The organism is Pantoea sp. B550, from assembly GCF_024158165.1.
Classification (GTDB): domain Bacteria; phylum Pseudomonadota; class Gammaproteobacteria; order Enterobacterales; family Enterobacteriaceae; genus Pantoea; species Pantoea alfalfae.
In genome coordinates, this window is the sequence record NZ_JAMYXI010000003.1 from 1,762,854 (window position 1) to 1,781,335 (window position 18,482).

Here is an 18,482-nt window from a genome sequence, read left to right on the forward strand (position 1 = left end):
TACCATGCAAACCTGAAGATAAAAAGACAGTAAAATCAGGGATTTAAGTATAGCAAAGGCTATAACTCTTATCATTCGCTATGAATGCCGCTAAGTCGATGGTGGCAAAGCATTTTCTTCGGTCTGACCTGGCCGGTTCGGGCTGCGGGATGGCGCTTTGGCGCACGCCACCATTGAACCCTGTCGCCGATTACCTGAAAATGCCGGGCTGATAAATATGGGAAACCGGTTATGAATAACCCTTTTGAGACGTTGATCGTGCCAGGTGGCATTTTGCTGCTGGGCTTTCTCTCGGCGCTGCTGCTGCCCGCACCCGCCTTTAGCGTGACGGTGGCGCAGCACCTGTTGCAGATGTTTCATCTGCAGGATCTGAATCAGCTCTACACGGTGGTGTTTTGCGTCTGGTTTTTGCTGCTGGGCGCACTGGAGTTTTTTGTGATCCGCTTTGTCTGGCGTCGCTGGTTCAGGAGCTGACCGCCTGCGCATCGACCAGCGCTTTTAGCCGTTCGGCACTGCGCGCATAACCTTCACGTGGCAGATGTGCCGCCCCCAGCAGCAGGCCCGCCCCGCGCTGATCCGCCTGCTGATACCAGATCGACAGCGGCGACGGCGCCATGCCCCACTCTGCTGCCTGCTGGGCAATCACCTCATCCGGCGTACCGGCGGGTAAGCGGACAATCACCGCCAGCCCGGCACGTTGCAGATCGGGAAAGTGAGGATGGAGCGCCGCGATCATCTGCTCCAGCCGCTCCTGATAGACGCGCTTCATGCGCCGCAGATGCCGCATAAAGTGACCTTCCCGCAGAAACTCCGCTACCGCATTGTGCAGCAATCCCGAAGAGGCTGGCGCAAGTAATGCGCACACCTCGCCGAAGCGAGCCGTCAGCGCCGTCGGAACCACGATAAAACCGAGCCGCAGTTGCGGCGTCAGCGTCTTACTGAAGGTACCGATGTGCAATACGCGTCCCTCGCTGTCGAGCGCGGCCAGTGCCGGAGCCGCGCGATTACCGGGCTGAAGCTCGCCGAGATAGTCATCTTCGATAATCCAGCGCTGCTCGCGACTGGCCCAGCTCAGCAATGCATGGCGGCGTGCCAGACTCATGGTCATGCCAAGCGGTGCCTGCTGTCCTGGTGTCACCAGCGCAAAAGCGGCATCCGGCGCGCGGGCCATCCCGGCCTCCACCTGCAACCCTTCGGCATCAACCGGCACGGCAACCGGCGTAACGCGCAGCGCGTCAACCGCGCGACGCGCCACCCAGAATCCGGGATCTTCCAGCCAGGCCGTTTTGCCCTGAAAATCCATCGCAAGGCCAATCAGGCCCATCGCGCCCGCATAGCCGCTGGTAATAATAATCTGGTCCGTCTGACAGCGCAGGCCGCGTGCCACCGCAAGGTAGGCCACCAGCGCCTGCCGCAACGCTAAGCTGCCGCGTGGATCGGAATAGCTGGCCGGTCTGCTGACCTGCATGCGCGTCTGACGCTGCAGAATGCGCAGCCAGACTTTGGCCGGGAATGCATCGCTGGCAGGAATGCCCATCTGGAAGATCAGCGGTGGCGCTTCATACCCCTCTGCACCCTCCAGCAGCTGGCGTTCAGCATCGACGCTGACCGGTTTCAACGGCGGTAATGGGCTGACGAAGGTACCCGCCGCACCTCTGGCCTGCAGAAACTGACCATCGACCAGCATGTCATAGCTGGCACGTACCGTGCCGCGCGCCACGCCGAGCTGCACCGCCAGATCGCGACAGGAGGGCAGACGCGCACCGGGCTGTAAGCGCCCTTCTCCAATCGCCTGTTCAATCAGCTGGCGTAGCTGTTCGCTGAGGCCACGTGACGTACCGCGCTGGAGTGTCAGCGTGGAAAGCAGCGATGGACCAGTCAGACTCTCATTTTTTGGCACTTTATCTGCTCCATTGAAAGGCCGAAAATCGCCTCATCAATCCCAGGAGGCAACAAGATGAGCGAACGTATCGATTTCCACAGTGCAGCACCGGCAGGCATGAAAGCGCTGGGCGGCGTATACAGTTATCTGGCGCAAACCGATCTGCCGCTCACTTTACTGGAACTGCTGTTCCTGCGCATATCGCAGATTAACGGCTGCGCCTACTGCATTGATTTACATACCAAAGCGCTGAATAAATCAGGCATGAGTTGGGATAAGATTGTATTGACCTCGGTCTGGCAGGAATCCGGCACGCTGTTCAGTGATAAAGAGAAGGCGGCCCTGCACTGGGCTGAATGCCTGACGCTGATTGCTCAGCAGGGCGCGCCGGATGCCTGCTATGCCACATTAAAAGAGCAATTTAGCGAGAAAAGTATTGTCGATCTGAACATCGCAATTGGCCTGATGAACACCTATAACCGCATGGCGATAAGTCTGAAAAAGCTGCCAGCCAGCGCGAATCAGTCATAAGTGAATCCGATGCGTGCGCCGGTGCGCGCGCATTTTCAGACTCACAAAAATGTAACATTATTTTTACACGAGCAGCTTTTCAGGCTCTCATCACCCGATTCCCGTTATTCCTTGCTGCATAATAAATCGCTAAATTTCAGCGAATTAAATAATTCCGCACGGTTCATATCCATTCCGGCCCTGCACCAGCATGGGGCTTTCTCGCAACATACACTCTCAGTTAACTCACTGACTTATCTCTAAAAAACCGCTAATACGCCACCGCCCCTGATGATTAATTCTTATGCTGAATCATTTCTGCATTTAAAAAATAAACAAATGTTTAATTCAGATGCGAGAATGTTATATTCGGATGACTAAGCATAACGTTCAGTTAACGCGTTATCACCGCTTAACCCTATACCTGAGACTTAACCTTAGAGAAATAGCGCAACGCGCTCGAAAGAAGCGTGACTATTTCGCCTGCGAAACTGTTGGGCTTCAGGTCAACAGAAGAGGAGATGTCGCCTCATGAGCAATTCAGCTGTAAACCTTGCGCTCGCGATGAGTGCCATGGCAAAGGACACCACTACTACCGCGCAGGAGCGCAAAGACGTTGACGTGCTGCTGATTGGCGCAGGTGTGATGAGCGCCACCCTCGGCGCGTGGCTGCAGGATTTAGAGCCGGACTGGTCCATCGAAATGGTGGAGCGGCTGGATAGCGTGGCCGAAGAGTCGTCCAACGGCTGGAATAACGCGGGCACCGGTCATGCGGCGCTGGCAGAGCTGAACTATACGCCTCAGCAGGCGGATGGCAGCATCGACATCTCCAAAGCGGTGACGATCAACGAATCGTTCCAGATTTCCCGCCAGTTCTGGGCTTATCAGGTCCAGAAAGGCAACCTGCGCAACCCTGAAAGCTTTATTCACAGCACGCCGCACATGAGCTTTGTCTGGGGTGACGACAATGTCGACTTCCTGCGCAAGCGCTTTAAGGCGCTGCAGAAGAGCACCCTGTTCCGTGGCATGGCCTACTCCGAAGATCCGCAGCAGATTGCCCGCTGGATCCCGCTGGTGATGAATGGCCGTGACCGCAGTCAGAAAGTGGCCGCGACCTGGACGGAGATGGGCACCGACGTGAACTTCGGTGAAATCACCCGTCAGCTGATTGCCTCGTTAGAGAAGAAAGCGAATTTCCAGCTGCGTCTGCGTCAGGAAGTGCGTGAGCTGAAGCAGCTCGCCGACGGTCGCTGGCAGGTGACGCTGCAGTGTCTGAACAGCGGCACGCGTCGCACACTGACGGCAGGTAAAATCTTTATCGGTGCGGGCGGCGCGGCGTTACCGCTTCTCCAGAAGGCGGGTATCCCGGAAGCCAACGGCTATGCCGGTTTCCCGGTGGGCGGTTCGTTCCTGGTCACAGAAAATCCGCAGGTCGTCGCGCAGCACATGGCCAAGGTCTACGGTAAAGCCAGCGTCGGTGCGCCGCCGATGTCTGTGCCGCACGTCGACACCCGCGTGCTGGATGGCAAGCAGGTGCTGCTGTTTGGCCCATTCGCCACCTTCTCGACTAAGTTCCTGAAGCAGGGTTCGCTGATGGATATGTTCACTTCGCTGAACAGCAGCAATATGCTGCCAATGGTGAAAGTGGGGCTGAAAAGTTTTGATCTGGTGAAATACCTGATGGATCAGGTGCTGCAAAGCGATCGCGACCGGATGGACGCGCTGCGCGCCTATGTGCCGCAGGCGAAGCAGGAGGACTGGCAGTTAGTCACTGCCGGTCAGCGTGTGCAGATCATCAAGAAAGATGAAAAAGAGGGCGCCGTGTTGCGTCTGGGCACCGAAGTGGTCGCTTCACAGGATGGCACGATTTCAGCGCTGTTGGGTGCCTCGCCAGGTGCGTCTACGGCGGCACCGATCATGCTGGAGCTGCTGCACAAGGTCTGTCCTGAGCAGATGGCTTCGCCGGAATGGCAGAACAAAATCCGCGCGGTGATCCCTTCCTGGGGTCGCAAACTGAACGGCGACGTGGCGCTGACAGAGAAAGTGTTAGCTGAAACCAGCCGCATTCTGCATCTCGATTACTCGCCGGTCACCCCGATGGCGGCCAACGATGAAGGACGGGAAACCGCCTTCGTCGTCGGCAAGTAATGTGCCACTGAAGAACAGAAGGCTTTGCATCTGAATTGCCCCAGCAAACCGGGCAGTTTATATTAAGCCGCTTTCAGGGCCTGGGTCCGGTACCTAACCGGACCCAGGCCTTTCCGTTTCAGGCTTATCCGCGCGTTATTTCATCATGAACCTATTCGTAGATCGCCCGCTTCACGTCATCAATTCATTTAAACTGATTACGGTATAAATACGCCGAATCCAGCGTGCAGATACTGTACCCCTGAATAATATTACCCGGACAGATTCCTGTCTGTGATATGAATAGTGTGACGCCCAATGATATAAATCCTCCTGTCTGATAATCGTAAAATTACGATAAAAATATGAGCTCTGCGTCACATTAAGGAATATGTCATTTTGTTATTTTCTCCAGGCTCATTATTTAAAAAGGATTTTCATAAAAGGATTAAATATTTTAGAAGTAAAATATGTCTCTGGTGTCGGAGCCGAATCTTACAGATTCGATGTTAATCTGGAGATTGCTCAGGTTATGACTGCGAAGTTTAACCAATGTAATGTAAAAGATTTAACTACAGATATGTTTCAATCTGTAATAGCCTCCGGCGTGCCGGGCTCAATGAGCGGTGCCGTAATCGTTCCTGGCATCGGACTGGTGCCAGGATGGATTGTCGGAGCAGCTACGGATGCGACAGGCGCGGCTTTCACTTACGGACTAACCTGCTGGTGGTAATGAAACCGGTACAGAGAGTTTTTTTAGATACGCTGCTCATCATTTTAGCATTATTTTTAATGGTCTATTTTATTGATGGTTTACCAACGATAAAAGACTCAATCAAAATAGTGATAACCGGAGTATTAACAGGACTGATAAATTACAAGCTATATGGTAAATAAAATCGCTGTTTGCAGAATTAAAATATCACCTTTTAAAAATCTTACTTAATCGATTAACGCTTTAAAGCTGGACAGTTTATATTAAGGCGCTTTCAGGGCCTGGGTTCGATATTCAACCGGACTCAGGCCTTTCATTTTCAGGCTTGTCGGTTCGCTATTTTAAGAGATAGGTTCAAAGATGACTCTGCTGGGTGAGCAGCTTTAAGGGTCAATCCGGTTGCGGGGCCTTTTTTATTGGCCGGTTACCTGGTCGATTCGGGCATTCTCTATTAGGGTTAAGGCATCTTTTAGCTGCACGATCAGGAGGAACCCGCATGTCTTACTCCCCTGCGTCACCCGAATTTACCCTGCTCGACCGCTACTGGCGGGCAGCGAACTACCTCTCCGTCGGACAGATTTACCTGATGGATAACCCACTGTTACGCGAACCGCTCAAACCGGAGCACATCAAACCGCGTCTGCTGGGCCACTGGGGCACCACGCCAGGGCTGAATTTTATCTACGCTCATCTCAACCGTGTTATCCGCAAACAGAACCTGAATATGATCTACATCTGCGGGCCAGGACACGGCGGCCCTGGCATGGTGGCAAATACCTGGCTGGAGGGCAGCTACAGCGAGATTTATCCGCACATCTCTCAGGATGCGGCGGGCATGCAGCGCCTGTTTAAGCAGTTTTCTTTTCCGGGCGGCATTCCCAGCCACGCCGCGCCAGAAACGCCCGGCTCGATTAATGAAGGCGGTGAGCTGGGCTATTCGCTCTCCCATGCCTTTGGTGCCGCTTTCGATAATCCCGATCTGGTGGTGCCATGCGTGATTGGCGACGGTGAAGCCGAGACCGGGCCGCTGGCCTCAAGCTGGCACGGCATCAAATTCCTCAACCCTGAACGTGACGGTGCGGTGCTGCCGATTCTGCATCTGAATGGCTATAAGATTGCCAACCCGACGCTGCTGGGTCGCAGCAGCGACGAAGACCTGCACCAGCTGTTCAGTGGCTACGGCTATGAGCCGATATTTGTCTGCGGACATGAACCGGAAAAAATGCATCCGCTGATGGCGGAGGCACTGGATAACGCCTTCAGTAAGATTGCTCAGTATCAGCGAGAGGCGCGCAGCGGCAACGCCAGCACTGACGTGCCGCGCTGGCCGATGATTATTCTGCGCAGCCCCAAAGGCTGGACCGGCCCAAAAACGGTCGACGGCAAGAAAGTGGAGGATTTCTGGCGGGCGCATCAGGTGCCGGTCGCGGCCTGTCGTGAAGATGACGGTCATCGCCAGATCCTTGAGACGTGGATGCGCAGCTATCAGCCTGACGACCTGTTTGATGAGCAGGGTCGCCTGAAGCCGGAACTGCAGGCGCTGGCACCAGAGGGCGATAAGCGCATGGGCGCTTCACCGTATGCCAATGGCGGCCTGCTGCGTCGTGAGCTGGATACGCCCGGGATCGCAGAGTTTGCCTGCGATGTCAGCGAGCCAGGTACGGAGATGGCGCAGGCCACCGAGCATCTGGGCCGCTATCTCAGCGTGCTGTTCCAGCGTAACCGCGATAATTTCCGCCTGTTTGGCCCGGATGAAACCGCCTCTAACCGCCTGACACCCGTCTTCGACGTGACCAGCCGCACCTGGCTGGAACGAACCGAGCCTTATGATGAGCAGCTGGCGCGGGATGGCCGGGTGATGGAAATTCTCAGTGAGCATCAGTGTCAGGGCTGGCTGGAAGGCTATCTGCTGACCGGCCGCCACGGACTGTTCAACTGCTATGAGGCTTTTATTCACATCGTCGATTCGATGTTTAACCAGCACGCCAAGTGGCTGAAAGTCTCGCGCAAACTGGGCTGGCGTAAACCGATCTCGTCGCTGAACTATCTGCTCTCGTCCCATGTCTGGCGGCAGGACCACAATGGCTACAGCCATCAGGATCCGGGCTTTATCGATCACGTCGCTAACAAGAAAGCGGACATCGTGCGCATCTACCTGCCGCCCGATGCCAATACGCTGCTGTGGGTTGGCGATCACTGCCTGCGCACCTGGGACCGGATCAATGTGATTGTGGCGGGTAAACAGCCTGCGCCGCAGTGGCTGGATATGGCCAGCGCCGTGACACATTGTGAAGCGAGTATGGGTGAGTGGCGCTGGGCGGGCACTACGCCGGAGAATGAACAGCCGGATGTGGTGATGGCCTGTGCCGGTGATGTCCCAACTATGGAAACGATGGCGGCGGTCGATCTGCTGCGCGAGATGCTGCCCGGACTGCGCATCCGCGTGGTGAATGTAGTCGACCTGCTGGCGCTACAGCCGGAAGAGCAGCATCCGCATGGCAAATCTGATGCGGAGTTCGATGCGCTGTTTACCCAGGACAAACCGGTGATCTTTGCCTTCCACGGCTATCCGACGCTGATCCATCGCCTGACCTATTCTCGTACCAATCACCGCAACTTCCATGTGCGCGGCTTCAATGAAGAGGGAACTACCACCACGCCATTTGATATGACGGTGCTGAACGAGCTTGACCGCTATCATCTCGCGCAGGAGGCGATTCTGCGCGTGCCGGGACTGGCCGATACACATCCGGAACTGCTGGAGGATTTACAGCAGCGTCTGGCGGAGCATCATCGCTATGTCCGTGAACATGGCGAAGATTTGCCGGAGGTGCAGAACTGGAAATGGCCGTCGGCCACCGCACCCGGTGCACCTGATTAAGCGGCCAGCAGCGCGTCGGTCAGCATCCAGACGGTCGTCGCCACCAGTGACAGCGCCATCAGGCTGTTAAACAGCTGACGCTTCCAGGCAATCTGCAGATGGCTGCGCAGGCGATCGCCCAGCGCAGCCCAGATCAGGATGCAGGGCAGATTGAGCAGCATAAAGGCGATCATCACCGTCAGCACACCGCTACTGCCGCTGTAAAGCAGCGCGACGTTGGTGGCCATCAGCCAGGCTTTGGGGTTGATGGCCTGGAAGCAGGCACCGCCCACCAGCGTCATCGGCTGTGCCCGGGTTCGCGCTTCCGGTGCACCGGCGCGAAAAATTTTCCAGGATAACCACATCAGATAGGTACAGCCTGCCAGCGTCAGCGGCAGGCGAATCGCCGCCATCCAGTGCAGCAACACCTCCAATGCCATCCCGGCAATCACTGTCTGTACCGCGCAGCCCACCAGAATGCCAAACACCATCGGCAGGGTCCGCCGCATGCCAAAATTGACCCCGGATGTCGCCAGCAACAGATTGTTCGGGCCTGGCGTAATCGACATCACGGTAACGTAACTGAAGAAAGAGGGATCGAGCATCGTGGCTCTCCTGAAAGTGGACAGCGTTCTATGCTACGGCGGAGAAAGAGATGGTAACAGTGACACAAAATTACTATTGTAATGGTTACAGTTCCCGTTAACAGCAATTGTACCCATCCACGCCGGAGGCTTCTGTGTCCCTTACTCCTGCTTCCAATCAGCCGCTCTATCAGCAGCTCGCAGACAGCTTCGCTGAGGCCATCCATCAGGGCACGCTGAAACCCGGTAAACGCCTGCCGGCGATCCGCCGTGTCGCGCAGTCACACCAGGTCAGCGTCAATACGGTGCTGAATGCCTGGCAGATGCTGGAAGATCGCGGGCTGATTGAGGCGCGGCCGCAGTCGGGCTACTACGTGCGCGGCGTGTTGCCGGCTGTAACCCGTCACGGTCAGCATAAAGCCCGGGTACGCGACCCCAGCAGCGGTAAGCTCGACCTGATCGATAAGGTGTTTGCAGCGCAGAATCATCCCGACTACACCAATATTTCCCTGGCCTGCCCGCAGGACAGCGAGCTGTTTCCGGCGGCGCGCATCGCCCGGATTACCGCCTCACTGCTGCGCCGTCATCCCAACATCATCGGGCGCTATGCACTTCCACCCGGTAGTGAGCGCTTACGGGAGGAGATTGCGCGACGGGCGCTGCACGCCGGGCAAACGCTCACCGCCGATGAGATCACCCTGACCCATGGTTGCATGGAGGCTTTACAACTGGCGCTGCGGGCGGTGACGCAGCCCGGCGACTGCGTTGGGCTGGAGTCGCCGACCTACTTTTTCCTCTTCCCCCTGCTGGCGTCGCTGGGCCTGAAGGCGCTGGAAATCCCTACCGATCCGCAGCATGGCCTGTCGCTGGATGCGCTGGAGATGCTGCTTCAGGAGCAGCGTATAAAGGCACTGATTGCGATGCCCAGCGTGCAGAACCCGCTGGGCTGCGGCATGTCGCTGGAGAATAAGAAGCGGCTGGCTAAGTTAGTGAATACTTACCACGTTCCGCTGATTGAAGATGGGCTTTATGACGAGTTGCAGTTCGACTGGCCGCTCTCACCCGCCGTGAAAGCCTTTGATCGCGATGGCTGGGTGATCTACTGCACCAGCTTCACCAAAACCGTGGCACCCGATTTCCGACTTGGCTGGACCGCCGCAGGTCGTTTTCATGATGCGATTGCCCGACTGAAAGCAGTGTCGTCGATGGCCGAATCCGCCCTGCTCTCGGAAACGCTGGCGGAGTTTCTTGCGTCCGGCGGTTATGACCATCATCTGCGCACGCTACGCCGTCGCTACGCGGCCAATCTGGATGAGGCGCGCGGTCTGATCGCCCGTTACTTCCCGGTGGGAACCCGCGCGACGCTGCCACGCGGTGGATTTGTTTTCTGGGTTGAGTTACCGGGCGGCGTGAATACCACAGAGATGTTTGATCGACTGCTGCAGGAGCAGATTTGCGTCACGCCTGGCGCGCTCTATTCGCTGAGTGAGCGCTACAACCATGCGCTGCGTCTCTCCTGCTGCTATCCGTTTGATGCGCGCTATACCCGGGCGATTCAGCGCGCAGGTGAACTCGCCTGTGAACTGGCAGGCGTGTCGTGCGGCCAGGCTCAGGGTGTACCGTTGCGGCCCCAGACGGTATAGCCGCGACGTTCAGTCAGGCGCTCGTAATAGGTGCGCACCGCCGGATAGTCGGGATGATCGAGCGGGGTTTCAAACCAGCGGTTTACCGCCAGGCCAATCGGAATGTCTGCCAGGGTAAAATTGCGTCCGGCGACGTAGCGCCCGGTTTTTTCCAGCTGCTGATTGAGAATGCTCATAGTGTGCGCCCAGCCTTTGCTGGCCGCAGCCAACAGTCGCGGGTCCTGGTGGGCCGGTGAGTTTCGCACCAGCGACATAAAGGCGTAACGCCATGAGGTGTTGAGTTCGGTGGATTGCCAGTCCATCCACTGATCGACAGGTGCACGCGTCTGCGGATGCAGAGGATAAAGCCATTCACCGCCATAGGCGTTCGACAGATAGCGCAGAATGGCGTTGGATTCCCACATCACAAAGTCACCATCTTTCAGCACCGGCACCATCGCATTCGGGTTGAGTGCCATGAATTCGGGCAGGTGCGTTGAACGGAAGCCATCGCCCCACTCTTCGCGCTGGTAATCGAGTTCCAGCTCGTCACACAGCCATAATACTTTGCGCACGTTGATTGAGGAGGCGCGTCCCAGGATCGTCAGCATTCACAGTCTCCGATAAAATCTTTAACTTATTGATAACGCTGTTAGCTGTTATAAGCAATCATCCGGCAGAGAAAAGGCCACACTAAAGCCACAGTAAGGAGTCACAATGAAGGTCGCGTTTAAGCAAGTCGATGTGTTTACCTCATCAGCCTTTAACGGCAATCCGCTGGCGGTGATCATGGATGCTCAGGGGTTAAGCGACAGCCAGCTGGCGGCGATTGCCCGCTGGACAAACCTGTCGGAAACCACCTTTGTCCTGCCGCCACAGCACGAAGAGGCGGACTATCGGGTGCGGATTTTTACCGTTGAAGGGGAACTGCCGTTTGCCGGTCATCCGACGCTGGGCACCGCCCATGCGCTGCTGGAGGCGGGCTGGCCAACCCGCACGCCGGGTGAAATCGTGCAGGAGTGCGGCGTCGGTAACGTGACGGTGAAGATAGGTGACGCGGACCTGGCCTTTGCCGCGCCGGCTGCCACGCTGATGCCCTGGCAGGATGCGCGGATGAGTAACGCCTTAAACTGCGATGCGTTCGATCTGACGCAAAGTCCGACGATAGTGGACATGGGGATTCGCTGGCTGCTCATTCCGATGATTAGCGCTGAAGCGGTACTGGCGCTGCAGCCCGATGTCAGTGAATTGCAGCGACTGATTCAGCATGCGGGTGTCTCGGGCATCATGCCCTTTGGTCGTCTGCCTGCGGACGAGCCTGAGCAGTATGAAGTGCGCGGCCTGCTGGTAGAGAATGGCAGTCTGACCGAAGATCCAGTGACCGGCAGTGCCAACGCCTGTCTGGCGCGCTACTTTGCCGCGGCGGGGCAAACCACCCCCTATCGCGTTCGCCAGGGCACGGCCCTGCAGCGTGCTGGTCGGGTGAATGTGACCTTTGCCGGTGAGACCATCTGGATTAGCGGCAATACCGTGACCGTCATCGACGGCACCATTACGCTGTAAAATGCGGCGGCGTCGTGTTTTTCGCGACGCCGCCCGGGGTTAAATCCCCTGCCCGCCTGACGCTTCAATGCGCTGCGCGGTGATCCAGCCCGTTTCATCGCTAAGGATCGCGCTGATAGCGTCGCCGATATCATCCGGCAGTCCGACCCGACCCAGCGCCGTCAGCCCGGCAATCTGGTCGTTAATCTCGCGGGTATCGCGTACCCGTCCTCCGCCAAAGTCAGTCTCTATTGCGCCTGGTGCCAGAATATTGACGCGAATGCGGCGTTCACCCAGCTCTTTCGCCTGATAGCGCGTCAGGACTTCCATCGCCCCTTTCATCGACGCATAGGTTGCGGAGCCTGGATAAACCAGACGGGTCAGACCGCTGGAGATATTCAGGATGCGCCCCCCGTCGTTAATCAGCGGCAATAGCTTCTGGGTCAGGAAGTAAGGCCCTTTGAAATGCACATTCACCAGCGCATCAAATTCCGCTTCGGTGGTGTCGGTAAACGGCTTGTAATGTCCGTGCCCGGCGTTGTTCACTAAATAGTCAAAGCGCTCTCGTTGCCACTGCAGCTGCAATACCTCTTTCACTTCGCCAACAAAGCGATCAAACTGCCCGGTGTCGCCGACATCCAGCGCCAGCGCCACGGCGCGTCGTCCCAGTGCTTCAATGTCCTTTACAACCGCCTGCGCCTCATCGGCATGGCTGCGGTACGTCAGAATGATATCTGTGCCTCTCGCAGCCAGTTTTAAGGCTCCATTCCGGCCTAAACCACGGTTTCCACCGGTAATTAACGCTACTTTCTGATTCATCGCTCACACCTGTTGAAAAATTGAACACGGTTTAAGGATATTCGCGAATTATTGATCTATAAACAGGGTTAAATGCGCATCACTGTTTCAATAAAAACAACAATCGGTGAACAACATGGACAAAATTCACGCAATGCAGGTGTTTGTGCGGGTGGCCGAAATGGGCAGTTTTACCCGCGCGGCAGAGAGTTTAGGCGTCCCCAAAGGCAGCGTATCGCGGCAGATTCAGGCGCTGGAGAATCAAATGGCAACACGTTTGCTGCATCGCACCACGCGCCGGGTGCAACTAACCCAGGATGGCTTGGTCTATTACGACCGCTGTCTGGATCTGTTGTCGATGATTGACGATATGGACAGCCTGTTTCAGCACGAGCCCGCCTCGCTCAGCGGTAAACTCCGGGTCGACATGTCAGTGGCGATGGCCACCGGTTTTATCCTGCCAAGGCTGCCGGAATTTCTGCAACACTACCCGGGCGTGGAAATTGAGCTGAGCAGCAGCGACCGTCAGGTGGATGTGATCCGTGAAGGATTTGACTGCGTCATCCGGGTCGGTGAGCTGAAGGATTCAGGTCTGATTGCGCGAAAAATTGGTACTCATACCTTGATCAACTGCGCCAGCCCTGGCTACCTTTCGCGTTTCGGCATGCCAATCCGGCTGGAAGAGCTGTCGCAGCATGCGATGGTGCATTACAGCCAGCAGCTCGGCCAGGCCTCACCCGGCTTTGAATATTTCGATGGCAGGCAGTGCCATTACGTTCATACCGGTGGCGTGGTGACGGTGAACAGTACGGAAACTTATCGCGCCGCCTGCCTGGCAGGGCTGGGGATTATTCAGGTGCCCGCCGCCGGGATTCAGTCATTACTGGAAAGGGGCGAGCTGGTGGAAGTGCTGCATCGCTTTCCCGCCAGGCCGATGCCGATCCATCTGCTCTATCCGCACCGGCGCAATGTGGCACGCCGCGTAAGGGTATTTATGGAGTGGCTGACTCAGGTGTTACAGGAGTACGTCACCTGAGCGGCTATACTTTGATTTTAATGATAAACAGGACAGTGAAGGTCTATGACAGACAAGCAGGAAAACCCGCAGGATATGCAGCCAGAAAAGCCGCTTATCGATATTAAAACCGGCAATCACACCGTGGATGAGTCGATTGTTCGCGTGTCACGCTTCGCCACCTGGTTCCAGTCTATTCCGGCGGTGGCGCATTTTATTCGCGCTCTGGACCGCTTTAATGACCGGCTCGGCAGCCAGTTTGGCGCGGCTATTACTTATTTCTCGTTTTTATCACTGATCCCCATTCTGATGGTGTCGTTCGCCGCCGTGGGTTTTGTGCTGGCATCGAATCAGGATCTGCTGACCGATATCATCAACAAAATCGTCAGCAGCATCAGTGACCCGACGCTGGCTACCACGCTGAAGAATACGGTGAACACCGCCATTCAGCAGCGTGCCACCGTGGGTATCACTGGTTTACTGCTGGCCCTCTACTCCGGCCTTAACTGGATGGGTAATCTGCGTGAAGCGATCCGCGCCCAGTCGCGCGACGTCTGGGAACGCAAACCGGATGACAAAGAGAAGATCTGGAAACGTTATATTCGCGACTTCCTGTCATTGACGGGTCTGATGCTGGCGCTGGTGATTACGCTGTCGCTGACCTCGGTAGCCGGTTCTGCTCAGGCGACCATCGTGAGTGCGCTGGGGCTGGATGGCATTGAGTGGTTACGCCCTGCCCTGACCATTATCGCCACGTCCATTTCCGTTCTGGCAAACTACCTGTTGTTCCTCTGGATTTTCTGGATTTTGCCGCGTCATAAGCCGCGCAAGAAAGCGCTGTTCCGCGGCACCCTGCTGGCGGCAATCGGCTTTGAGGTGATTAAGTTTGTGATGACGCTGACGCTGCCGAAGCTGGCAACCTCACCTTCTGGTGCAGCCTTTGGTTCTGTGCTTGGCCTGATGGCGTTCTTCTATTTCTTCGCCCGCCTGACGCTGTTCTGTGCAGCGTGGATCGCCACAGCCAAATATAAAGATGACCCGCAGATGCCGGAAGCGGGCAGCGCATCCCGCCGCAAAGCATCGTAATTCGTTAACAACAGCGGAAAATGTCACCCCCCGGCTATTTTTTCACCCGATAACAGGATGAATAGCTGAGGGGTCACTTTTATTTAGCCCTTTCTTAGAGTATCCCGCCAGATATCGTCCGGTTTACCCCGGTATCACCCGGCATTCGTCACACCACAGAAATTATCCTCTTTTTGCCCTCTGAAGCCAGACGCGGCGCGGGTTTTCATCATTGAATGCGCTCTGGCAGATGCGTAAGATTCTTTGTCTGTATTTACAAATAAGAAACAGTTATGCAAGCCTCCCTCACAGACACACTCGACAAACAGCAGGATCCCACACCGGTTAACTCACGCAGTAAAGTGGTGATTGCCTCGCTGGTCGGTACCGCCATCGAGTTCTTCGACTTTTATATTTATGCCACTGCGGCAGTGATTGTTTTTCCGCACATTTTCTTCCCGCAGGGTGATGCCACGGTCGCCACGCTACAGTCGCTGGCCACTTTTGCTATCGCCTTTATCGCACGTCCGATTGGCTCCGCCGTATTTGGTCACTTTGGCGATCGCGTCGGGCGTAAAGCCACGCTGGTTGCCTCGCTGCTGACTATGGGGATCTCTACGGTGGTCATTGGGCTGCTGCCAGGCTATGAGACGATTGGCGTGATGGCACCGCTGCTGCTGGCGCTGGCGCGTTTTGGTCAGGGGCTGGGACTGGGCGGTGAATGGGGCGGCGCGGCGCTGCTGGCGACGGAAAATGCCCCGGCGAAGAAGCGTGCGCTCTATGGTTCATTCCCTCAGCTGGGTGCACCGATTGGCTTTTTCTTCGCTAACGGGACTTTTCTGCTGCTCTCCTGGCTGCTGACCGACGAGCAGTTTATGCAGTGGGGCTGGCGCGTGCCGTTTATTCTCTCCGCCGTGCTGGTGCTGATTGGCCTGTATGTGCGCGTGTCGCTGCATGAGAGTCCGGTGTTTGCCAAAGTGCAGAAAGAGAAGAAGCAGGTTCGGGTGCCGATTGCGGCGCTGCTGAGCAAGCATCTGACCGCCACGATTCTCGGCACTTTTATCATGCTGGCGACCTATACGCTGTTCTATATCATGACCGTCTATTCGATGAGCTATGGCACCACACCATCACCAGCAGGTCTGGGCATTCCGCGTAACAGTATGTTGTGGATGCTGATGCTGGCGGTGATTGGTTTTGGTGTGATGGTGCCGATTGCCGGTTTGCTGGCCGACCGTTTTGGTCGTCGCAAGACGATGATTACCATTACGCTGATGATTATCGCGTTTTCGTTCCTGTTCCCAACGATGCTGGGTTCCGGTTCACAGGCGCTGGTGATGGCGTTTCTGCTGCTGGGTCTGAGCATTATGGGGCTGACGTTTGGCCCGATGGGCGCGCTGCTGCCGGAGCTGTTCCCGACCGAAGTGCGTTATACCGGCGCCTCGTTCTCCTATAATCTCTCCTCGATTCTGGGAGCCTCTGTTGCGCCTTACATCGCGACCTGGCTGAATGCCAATTATGGTCTGCAGGCGGTGGGGCTGTATCTGGCATCGATGGCGGTGCTGACGCTGATCGCGTTGCTGGCCTGTAAAGAGACGCGTCACCAGACGTTGTATGACGTTTAATCCTGTTGGATAACAGTCAGTGAAACCCGGCAGATGCCGGGTTTTTTTATGGGCTGGGTTCAATAAATCTAAGGCAGCTTAGGGAACATACTTCGACACTGAGGAGTTTAAAAGCATAGCCTTGTGGTCATGCAATAGGCTCAGGGAGCATACGCCTTTTGCAAAGACGCAAAAGACGCCATCCATGGCGGGCTCAGCGCGGGCCGTCCCTGGCCCGCTATGCTTTGCTACAGGCGTATGCTCCCATCGCTTTAACCATGTTGGCTGTCTGTTTAGAAAATCTGAATTGTGCTCAAAGTTACAAACGTGGGCTGTGATAACTCTTCCAACAATAAAATAGCTCAGGGCGCTGGCAATATGGTCAGAGGAGGAAAGCGTCCCGCGCCATGGATGGCGCGGGCAGAGCATGCCAGGGATGGCGGGTTTTGCGTCTTTCCGATCTGACCGTATTGCCCGTGCAGGCTCGGTCTTACAGCGAAGCAGGCAGTGCAGGCACCGTTCCACCAGCGAACTTCTCAGGTAGTGTTCCCAAACAAAAAACCCCGGCAAGCCGGGGTTTGTTTTGCTGAAAACTGTGATGACGGTTATTAGCCCGCGACAGCGATACGCTTCATGTCGGTCATGTAGCCACGCAGTTTGCGGCCAACGGTTTCAATCGGGTGCTGGCGAACGGCTTCGTTAACGTCACGCAGCTGTGCGTTGTCGACCTGCGTACCTTCCACCGCTTTACCCAGATCGCCCGGCTGCAGTGTGGTCATGAACTCTTTCAGCAACGGCACCGCAGCGAAGGAGAACAGGTAGTTACCATATTCAGCGGTATCAGAGATCACCACGTTCATTTCATACAGACGCTTACGGGCGATGGTGTTCGCGATCAACGGCAGCTCATGCAGGGATTCGTAGTAAGCAGACTCTTCGATGATGCCGGCATCTACCATGGTTTCAAACGCCAGCTCAACGCCCGCTTTCACCATCGCAACCATTACAACACCTTTATCGTAGTACTCCTGCTCTTCGATTTTGCCTTCATACTGTGAGGCAGTTTCGAATGCGGTCTGGCCGGTCTCTTCACGCCAGGTCAGCAGGTTTTTATCATCGTTCGCCCAGTCAGCCATCATGCCGGAAGAGAATTCGCCGGAGATGATGTCATCCATATGCTTCTGGAACAGCGGCGCCATGATGGTTTTCAACTGCTCTGACAGCGCATAAGCGCGCAGTTTCGCCGGGTTAGAGAGACGATCCATCATCAGGGTGATGCCACCAAACTTCAGTGACTCGGTGATGGTTTCCCAGCCGAACTGAATCAGTTTTTCTGCGTAAGCCGGATCCGTACCTTCAGCCACCAGCTTATCGAAGCAGAGCAGTGAACCGGCCTGCAGCATGCCACACAGGATGGTCTGCTCACCCATCAGGTCAGATTTCACTTCTGCAACGAAGGAAGATTCCAGCACGCCAGCACGATCGCCGCCGGTCGCTGCTGCCCAGGCTTTGGCAATCGCCATGCCTTCACCTTTTGGATCGTTTTCCGGGTGAACCGCGATCAGCGTCGGAACACCAAAGCCGCGTTTATACTCTTCACGGACTTCTGTACCCGGGCACTTCGGTGCCACCATCACAACAGTGATGTCTTTACGGATGCTTTCGCCCACTTCAACGATGTTGAAACCGTGCGAGTAACCCAGCGCAGCGCCATCTTTCATCAGCGGCTGAACAGCCTGAACTACTGCGGAGTGCTGCTTGTCTGGCGTCAGGTTAACGACCAGGTCCGCCTGCGGGATCAGATCTTCGTAAGTACCCACTTTAAAACCGTTATCGGTCGCTTTACGCCATGAAGGGCGTTTCTCAGCAATCGCTTCGGCACGCAGTGCATAGGCGACATCCAGACCTGAATCACGCATGTTCAGACCCTGGTTCAGGCCCTGCGCACCACAGCCAACGATAACGACTTTTTTGCCTTTCAGGAAACTGGCACCATCCGCGAATTCTTCACGCGCCATGAAACGACATTTGCCTAATTGCGCCAACTGGTTGCGCAGGTTCAATGTGTTGAAATAGTTAGCCATGGGTACTCCGGTAAGGTTGTGTTTGCTTTTTTTGTTCAGGAACGGCGTGTCATGCAACGCCGCGAATGACCCCA

15 protein-coding genes are annotated in these 18,482 nt (G+C 56.0%); 10 read left to right on the forward strand and 5 right to left on the reverse strand.

From position 1 onward, the window contains the following. Positions 1 to 231: 231 nt before the first annotated feature. On the forward strand, positions 232 to 474 hold the full coding sequence (locus tag NIM72_RS11355; protein WP_161736897.1) for a DUF1158 domain-containing protein: 243 nt from the start codon (positions 232 to 234) through the stop codon (positions 472 to 474). Here NIM72_RS11355 and NIM72_RS11360 read toward each other — a convergent pair. Then, positions 464 to 1,900, reverse strand: a complete 1,437-nt coding sequence (locus NIM72_RS11360; RefSeq protein WP_253420409.1) for an aminotransferase class I/II-fold pyridoxal phosphate-dependent enzyme — start codon at positions 1,898 to 1,900, stop codon at positions 464 to 466. The two genes, NIM72_RS11355 and NIM72_RS11360, sit on opposite strands and share 11 nt — an antisense overlap. A gap of 57 nt (positions 1,901 to 1,957) precedes the next feature. On the opposite strand from NIM72_RS11360, the gene NIM72_RS11365 reads away from it, so the two are divergent. From NIM72_RS11365 to NIM72_RS11380, 4 genes are all read left to right on the forward strand, one after another. Continuing rightward, entirely contained in the window at positions 1,958 to 2,413 is a 456-nt protein-coding gene (locus NIM72_RS11365) for a carboxymuconolactone decarboxylase family protein (protein ID WP_161736895.1), read from the forward strand. 510 nt (positions 2,414 to 2,923) lie between these two features. Then, positions 2,924 to 4,540, forward strand: a complete 1,617-nt coding sequence (mqo, locus tag NIM72_RS11370; protein WP_161736894.1) for a malate dehydrogenase (quinone) — start codon at positions 2,924 to 2,926, stop codon at positions 4,538 to 4,540. Between the two features lie 370 nt (positions 4,541 to 4,910). Next, positions 4,911 to 5,252 (forward strand): hypothetical protein, encoded by a 342-nt coding sequence (locus NIM72_RS11375; protein ID WP_253420412.1) that lies wholly within the window; start codon positions 4,911 to 4,913, stop codon positions 5,250 to 5,252. Positions 5,253 to 5,730: 478 nt separating this feature from the next. Further along, positions 5,731 to 8,115, forward strand: coding sequence for a phosphoketolase (locus tag NIM72_RS11380; protein ID WP_253420415.1), 2,385 nt, complete (start codon positions 5,731 to 5,733; stop codon positions 8,113 to 8,115). Here NIM72_RS11380 and NIM72_RS11385 read toward each other — a convergent pair. After that, complete coding sequence (locus tag NIM72_RS11385) at positions 8,112 to 8,699, reverse strand: LysE family translocator (protein ID WP_161736397.1); 588 nt, start codon at positions 8,697 to 8,699, stop codon at positions 8,112 to 8,114. The two genes, NIM72_RS11380 and NIM72_RS11385, sit on opposite strands and share 4 nt — an antisense overlap. Before the next feature lie 134 nt (positions 8,700 to 8,833). On the opposite strand from NIM72_RS11385, the gene NIM72_RS11390 reads away from it, so the two are divergent. After that, positions 8,834 to 10,321 (forward strand): PLP-dependent aminotransferase family protein, encoded by a 1,488-nt coding sequence (locus NIM72_RS11390; RefSeq protein WP_161736398.1) that lies wholly within the window; start codon positions 8,834 to 8,836, stop codon positions 10,319 to 10,321. Here NIM72_RS11390 and NIM72_RS11395 read toward each other — a convergent pair. Next, positions 10,288 to 10,911, reverse strand: a complete 624-nt coding sequence (locus tag NIM72_RS11395; protein WP_161736399.1) for a glutathione S-transferase family protein — start codon at positions 10,909 to 10,911, stop codon at positions 10,288 to 10,290. The genes NIM72_RS11390 and NIM72_RS11395 overlap by 34 nt on opposite strands. Before the next feature lie 106 nt (positions 10,912 to 11,017). Between NIM72_RS11395 and NIM72_RS11400 the strand changes: the two genes are divergently transcribed. After that, a complete protein-coding gene (locus NIM72_RS11400; RefSeq protein ID WP_161736400.1) occupies positions 11,018 to 11,863 on the forward strand; it encodes a PhzF family phenazine biosynthesis protein in 846 nt (281 codons plus the stop codon). A gap of 39 nt (positions 11,864 to 11,902) precedes the next feature. Here NIM72_RS11400 and NIM72_RS11405 read toward each other — a convergent pair whose 3' ends face one another. Beyond that, a complete protein-coding gene (locus NIM72_RS11405) occupies positions 11,903 to 12,661 on the reverse strand; it encodes an SDR family NAD(P)-dependent oxidoreductase (RefSeq protein ID WP_253420418.1) in 759 nt (252 codons plus the stop codon). A gap of 115 nt (positions 12,662 to 12,776) precedes the next feature. Here NIM72_RS11405 and NIM72_RS11410 point away from each other — a divergent pair, with 115 nt between their 5' ends. The 3 genes from NIM72_RS11410 to NIM72_RS11420 all read left to right on the forward strand — a co-directional run bounded on the left by NIM72_RS11410 (position 12,777) and on the right by NIM72_RS11420 (position 16,345). Further along, positions 12,777 to 13,676, forward strand: a complete 900-nt coding sequence (locus NIM72_RS11410) for a LysR family transcriptional regulator (RefSeq protein ID WP_222924851.1) — start codon at positions 12,777 to 12,779, stop codon at positions 13,674 to 13,676. A 45-nt stretch (positions 13,677 to 13,721) separates the two neighbouring features. Beyond that, positions 13,722 to 14,741 carry an inner membrane protein YhjD gene (gene yhjD, locus NIM72_RS11415; protein WP_033784266.1) on the forward strand — a complete coding sequence of 340 codons (1,020 nt, stop codon included), beginning with the start codon at positions 13,722 to 13,724 and terminating at the stop codon, positions 14,739 to 14,741. A 272-nt stretch (positions 14,742 to 15,013) separates the two neighbouring features. Then, on the forward strand, positions 15,014 to 16,345 hold the full coding sequence (locus tag NIM72_RS11420; protein WP_161736404.1) for an MFS transporter: 1,332 nt from the start codon (positions 15,014 to 15,016) through the stop codon (positions 16,343 to 16,345). 587 nt (positions 16,346 to 16,932) lie between these two features. Here NIM72_RS11420 and ilvC read toward each other — a convergent pair. Next, complete coding sequence (gene ilvC, locus NIM72_RS11425; RefSeq protein ID WP_161736405.1) at positions 16,933 to 18,408, reverse strand: ketol-acid reductoisomerase; 1,476 nt, start codon at positions 18,406 to 18,408, stop codon at positions 16,933 to 16,935. Positions 18,409 to 18,482: the final 74 nt, after the last annotated feature.

What these genes read in the sequence shown, in the direction of transcription:
- NIM72_RS11355 (WP_161736897.1), top strand. Translation starts at nt 232, where the DNA reads ATGAATAACCCTTTTGAGACGTTGATCGTGCCAGGTGGCATTTTGCTG.
- NIM72_RS11365 (WP_161736895.1), top strand. Translation starts at nt 1,958, where the DNA reads ATGAGCGAACGTATCGATTTCCACAGTGCAGCACCGGCAGGCATGAAA.
- mqo (WP_161736894.1), top strand. Translation starts at nt 2,924, where the DNA reads ATGAGCAATTCAGCTGTAAACCTTGCGCTCGCGATGAGTGCCATGGCA.
- NIM72_RS11375 (WP_253420412.1), top strand. Translation starts at nt 4,911, where the DNA reads ATGTCATTTTGTTATTTTCTCCAGGCTCATTATTTAAAAAGGATTTTC.
- NIM72_RS11380 (WP_253420415.1), top strand. Translation starts at nt 5,731, where the DNA reads ATGTCTTACTCCCCTGCGTCACCCGAATTTACCCTGCTCGACCGCTAC.
- NIM72_RS11385 (WP_161736397.1), bottom strand. Translation starts at nt 8,699, where the DNA reads ATGCTCGATCCCTCTTTCTTCAGTTACGTTACCGTGATGTCGATTACG.
- NIM72_RS11395 (WP_161736399.1), bottom strand. Translation starts at nt 10,911, where the DNA reads ATGCTGACGATCCTGGGACGCGCCTCCTCAATCAACGTGCGCAAAGTA.
- NIM72_RS11400 (WP_161736400.1), top strand. Translation starts at nt 11,018, where the DNA reads ATGAAGGTCGCGTTTAAGCAAGTCGATGTGTTTACCTCATCAGCCTTT.
- NIM72_RS11405 (WP_253420418.1), bottom strand. Translation starts at nt 12,661, where the DNA reads ATGAATCAGAAAGTAGCGTTAATTACCGGTGGAAACCGTGGTTTAGGC.
- NIM72_RS11410 (WP_222924851.1), top strand. Translation starts at nt 12,777, where the DNA reads ATGGACAAAATTCACGCAATGCAGGTGTTTGTGCGGGTGGCCGAAATG.
- yhjD (WP_033784266.1), top strand. Translation starts at nt 13,722, where the DNA reads ATGACAGACAAGCAGGAAAACCCGCAGGATATGCAGCCAGAAAAGCCG.
- NIM72_RS11420 (WP_161736404.1), top strand. Translation starts at nt 15,014, where the DNA reads ATGCAAGCCTCCCTCACAGACACACTCGACAAACAGCAGGATCCCACA.
- ilvC (WP_161736405.1), bottom strand. Translation starts at nt 18,408, where the DNA reads ATGGCTAACTATTTCAACACATTGAACCTGCGCAACCAGTTGGCGCAA.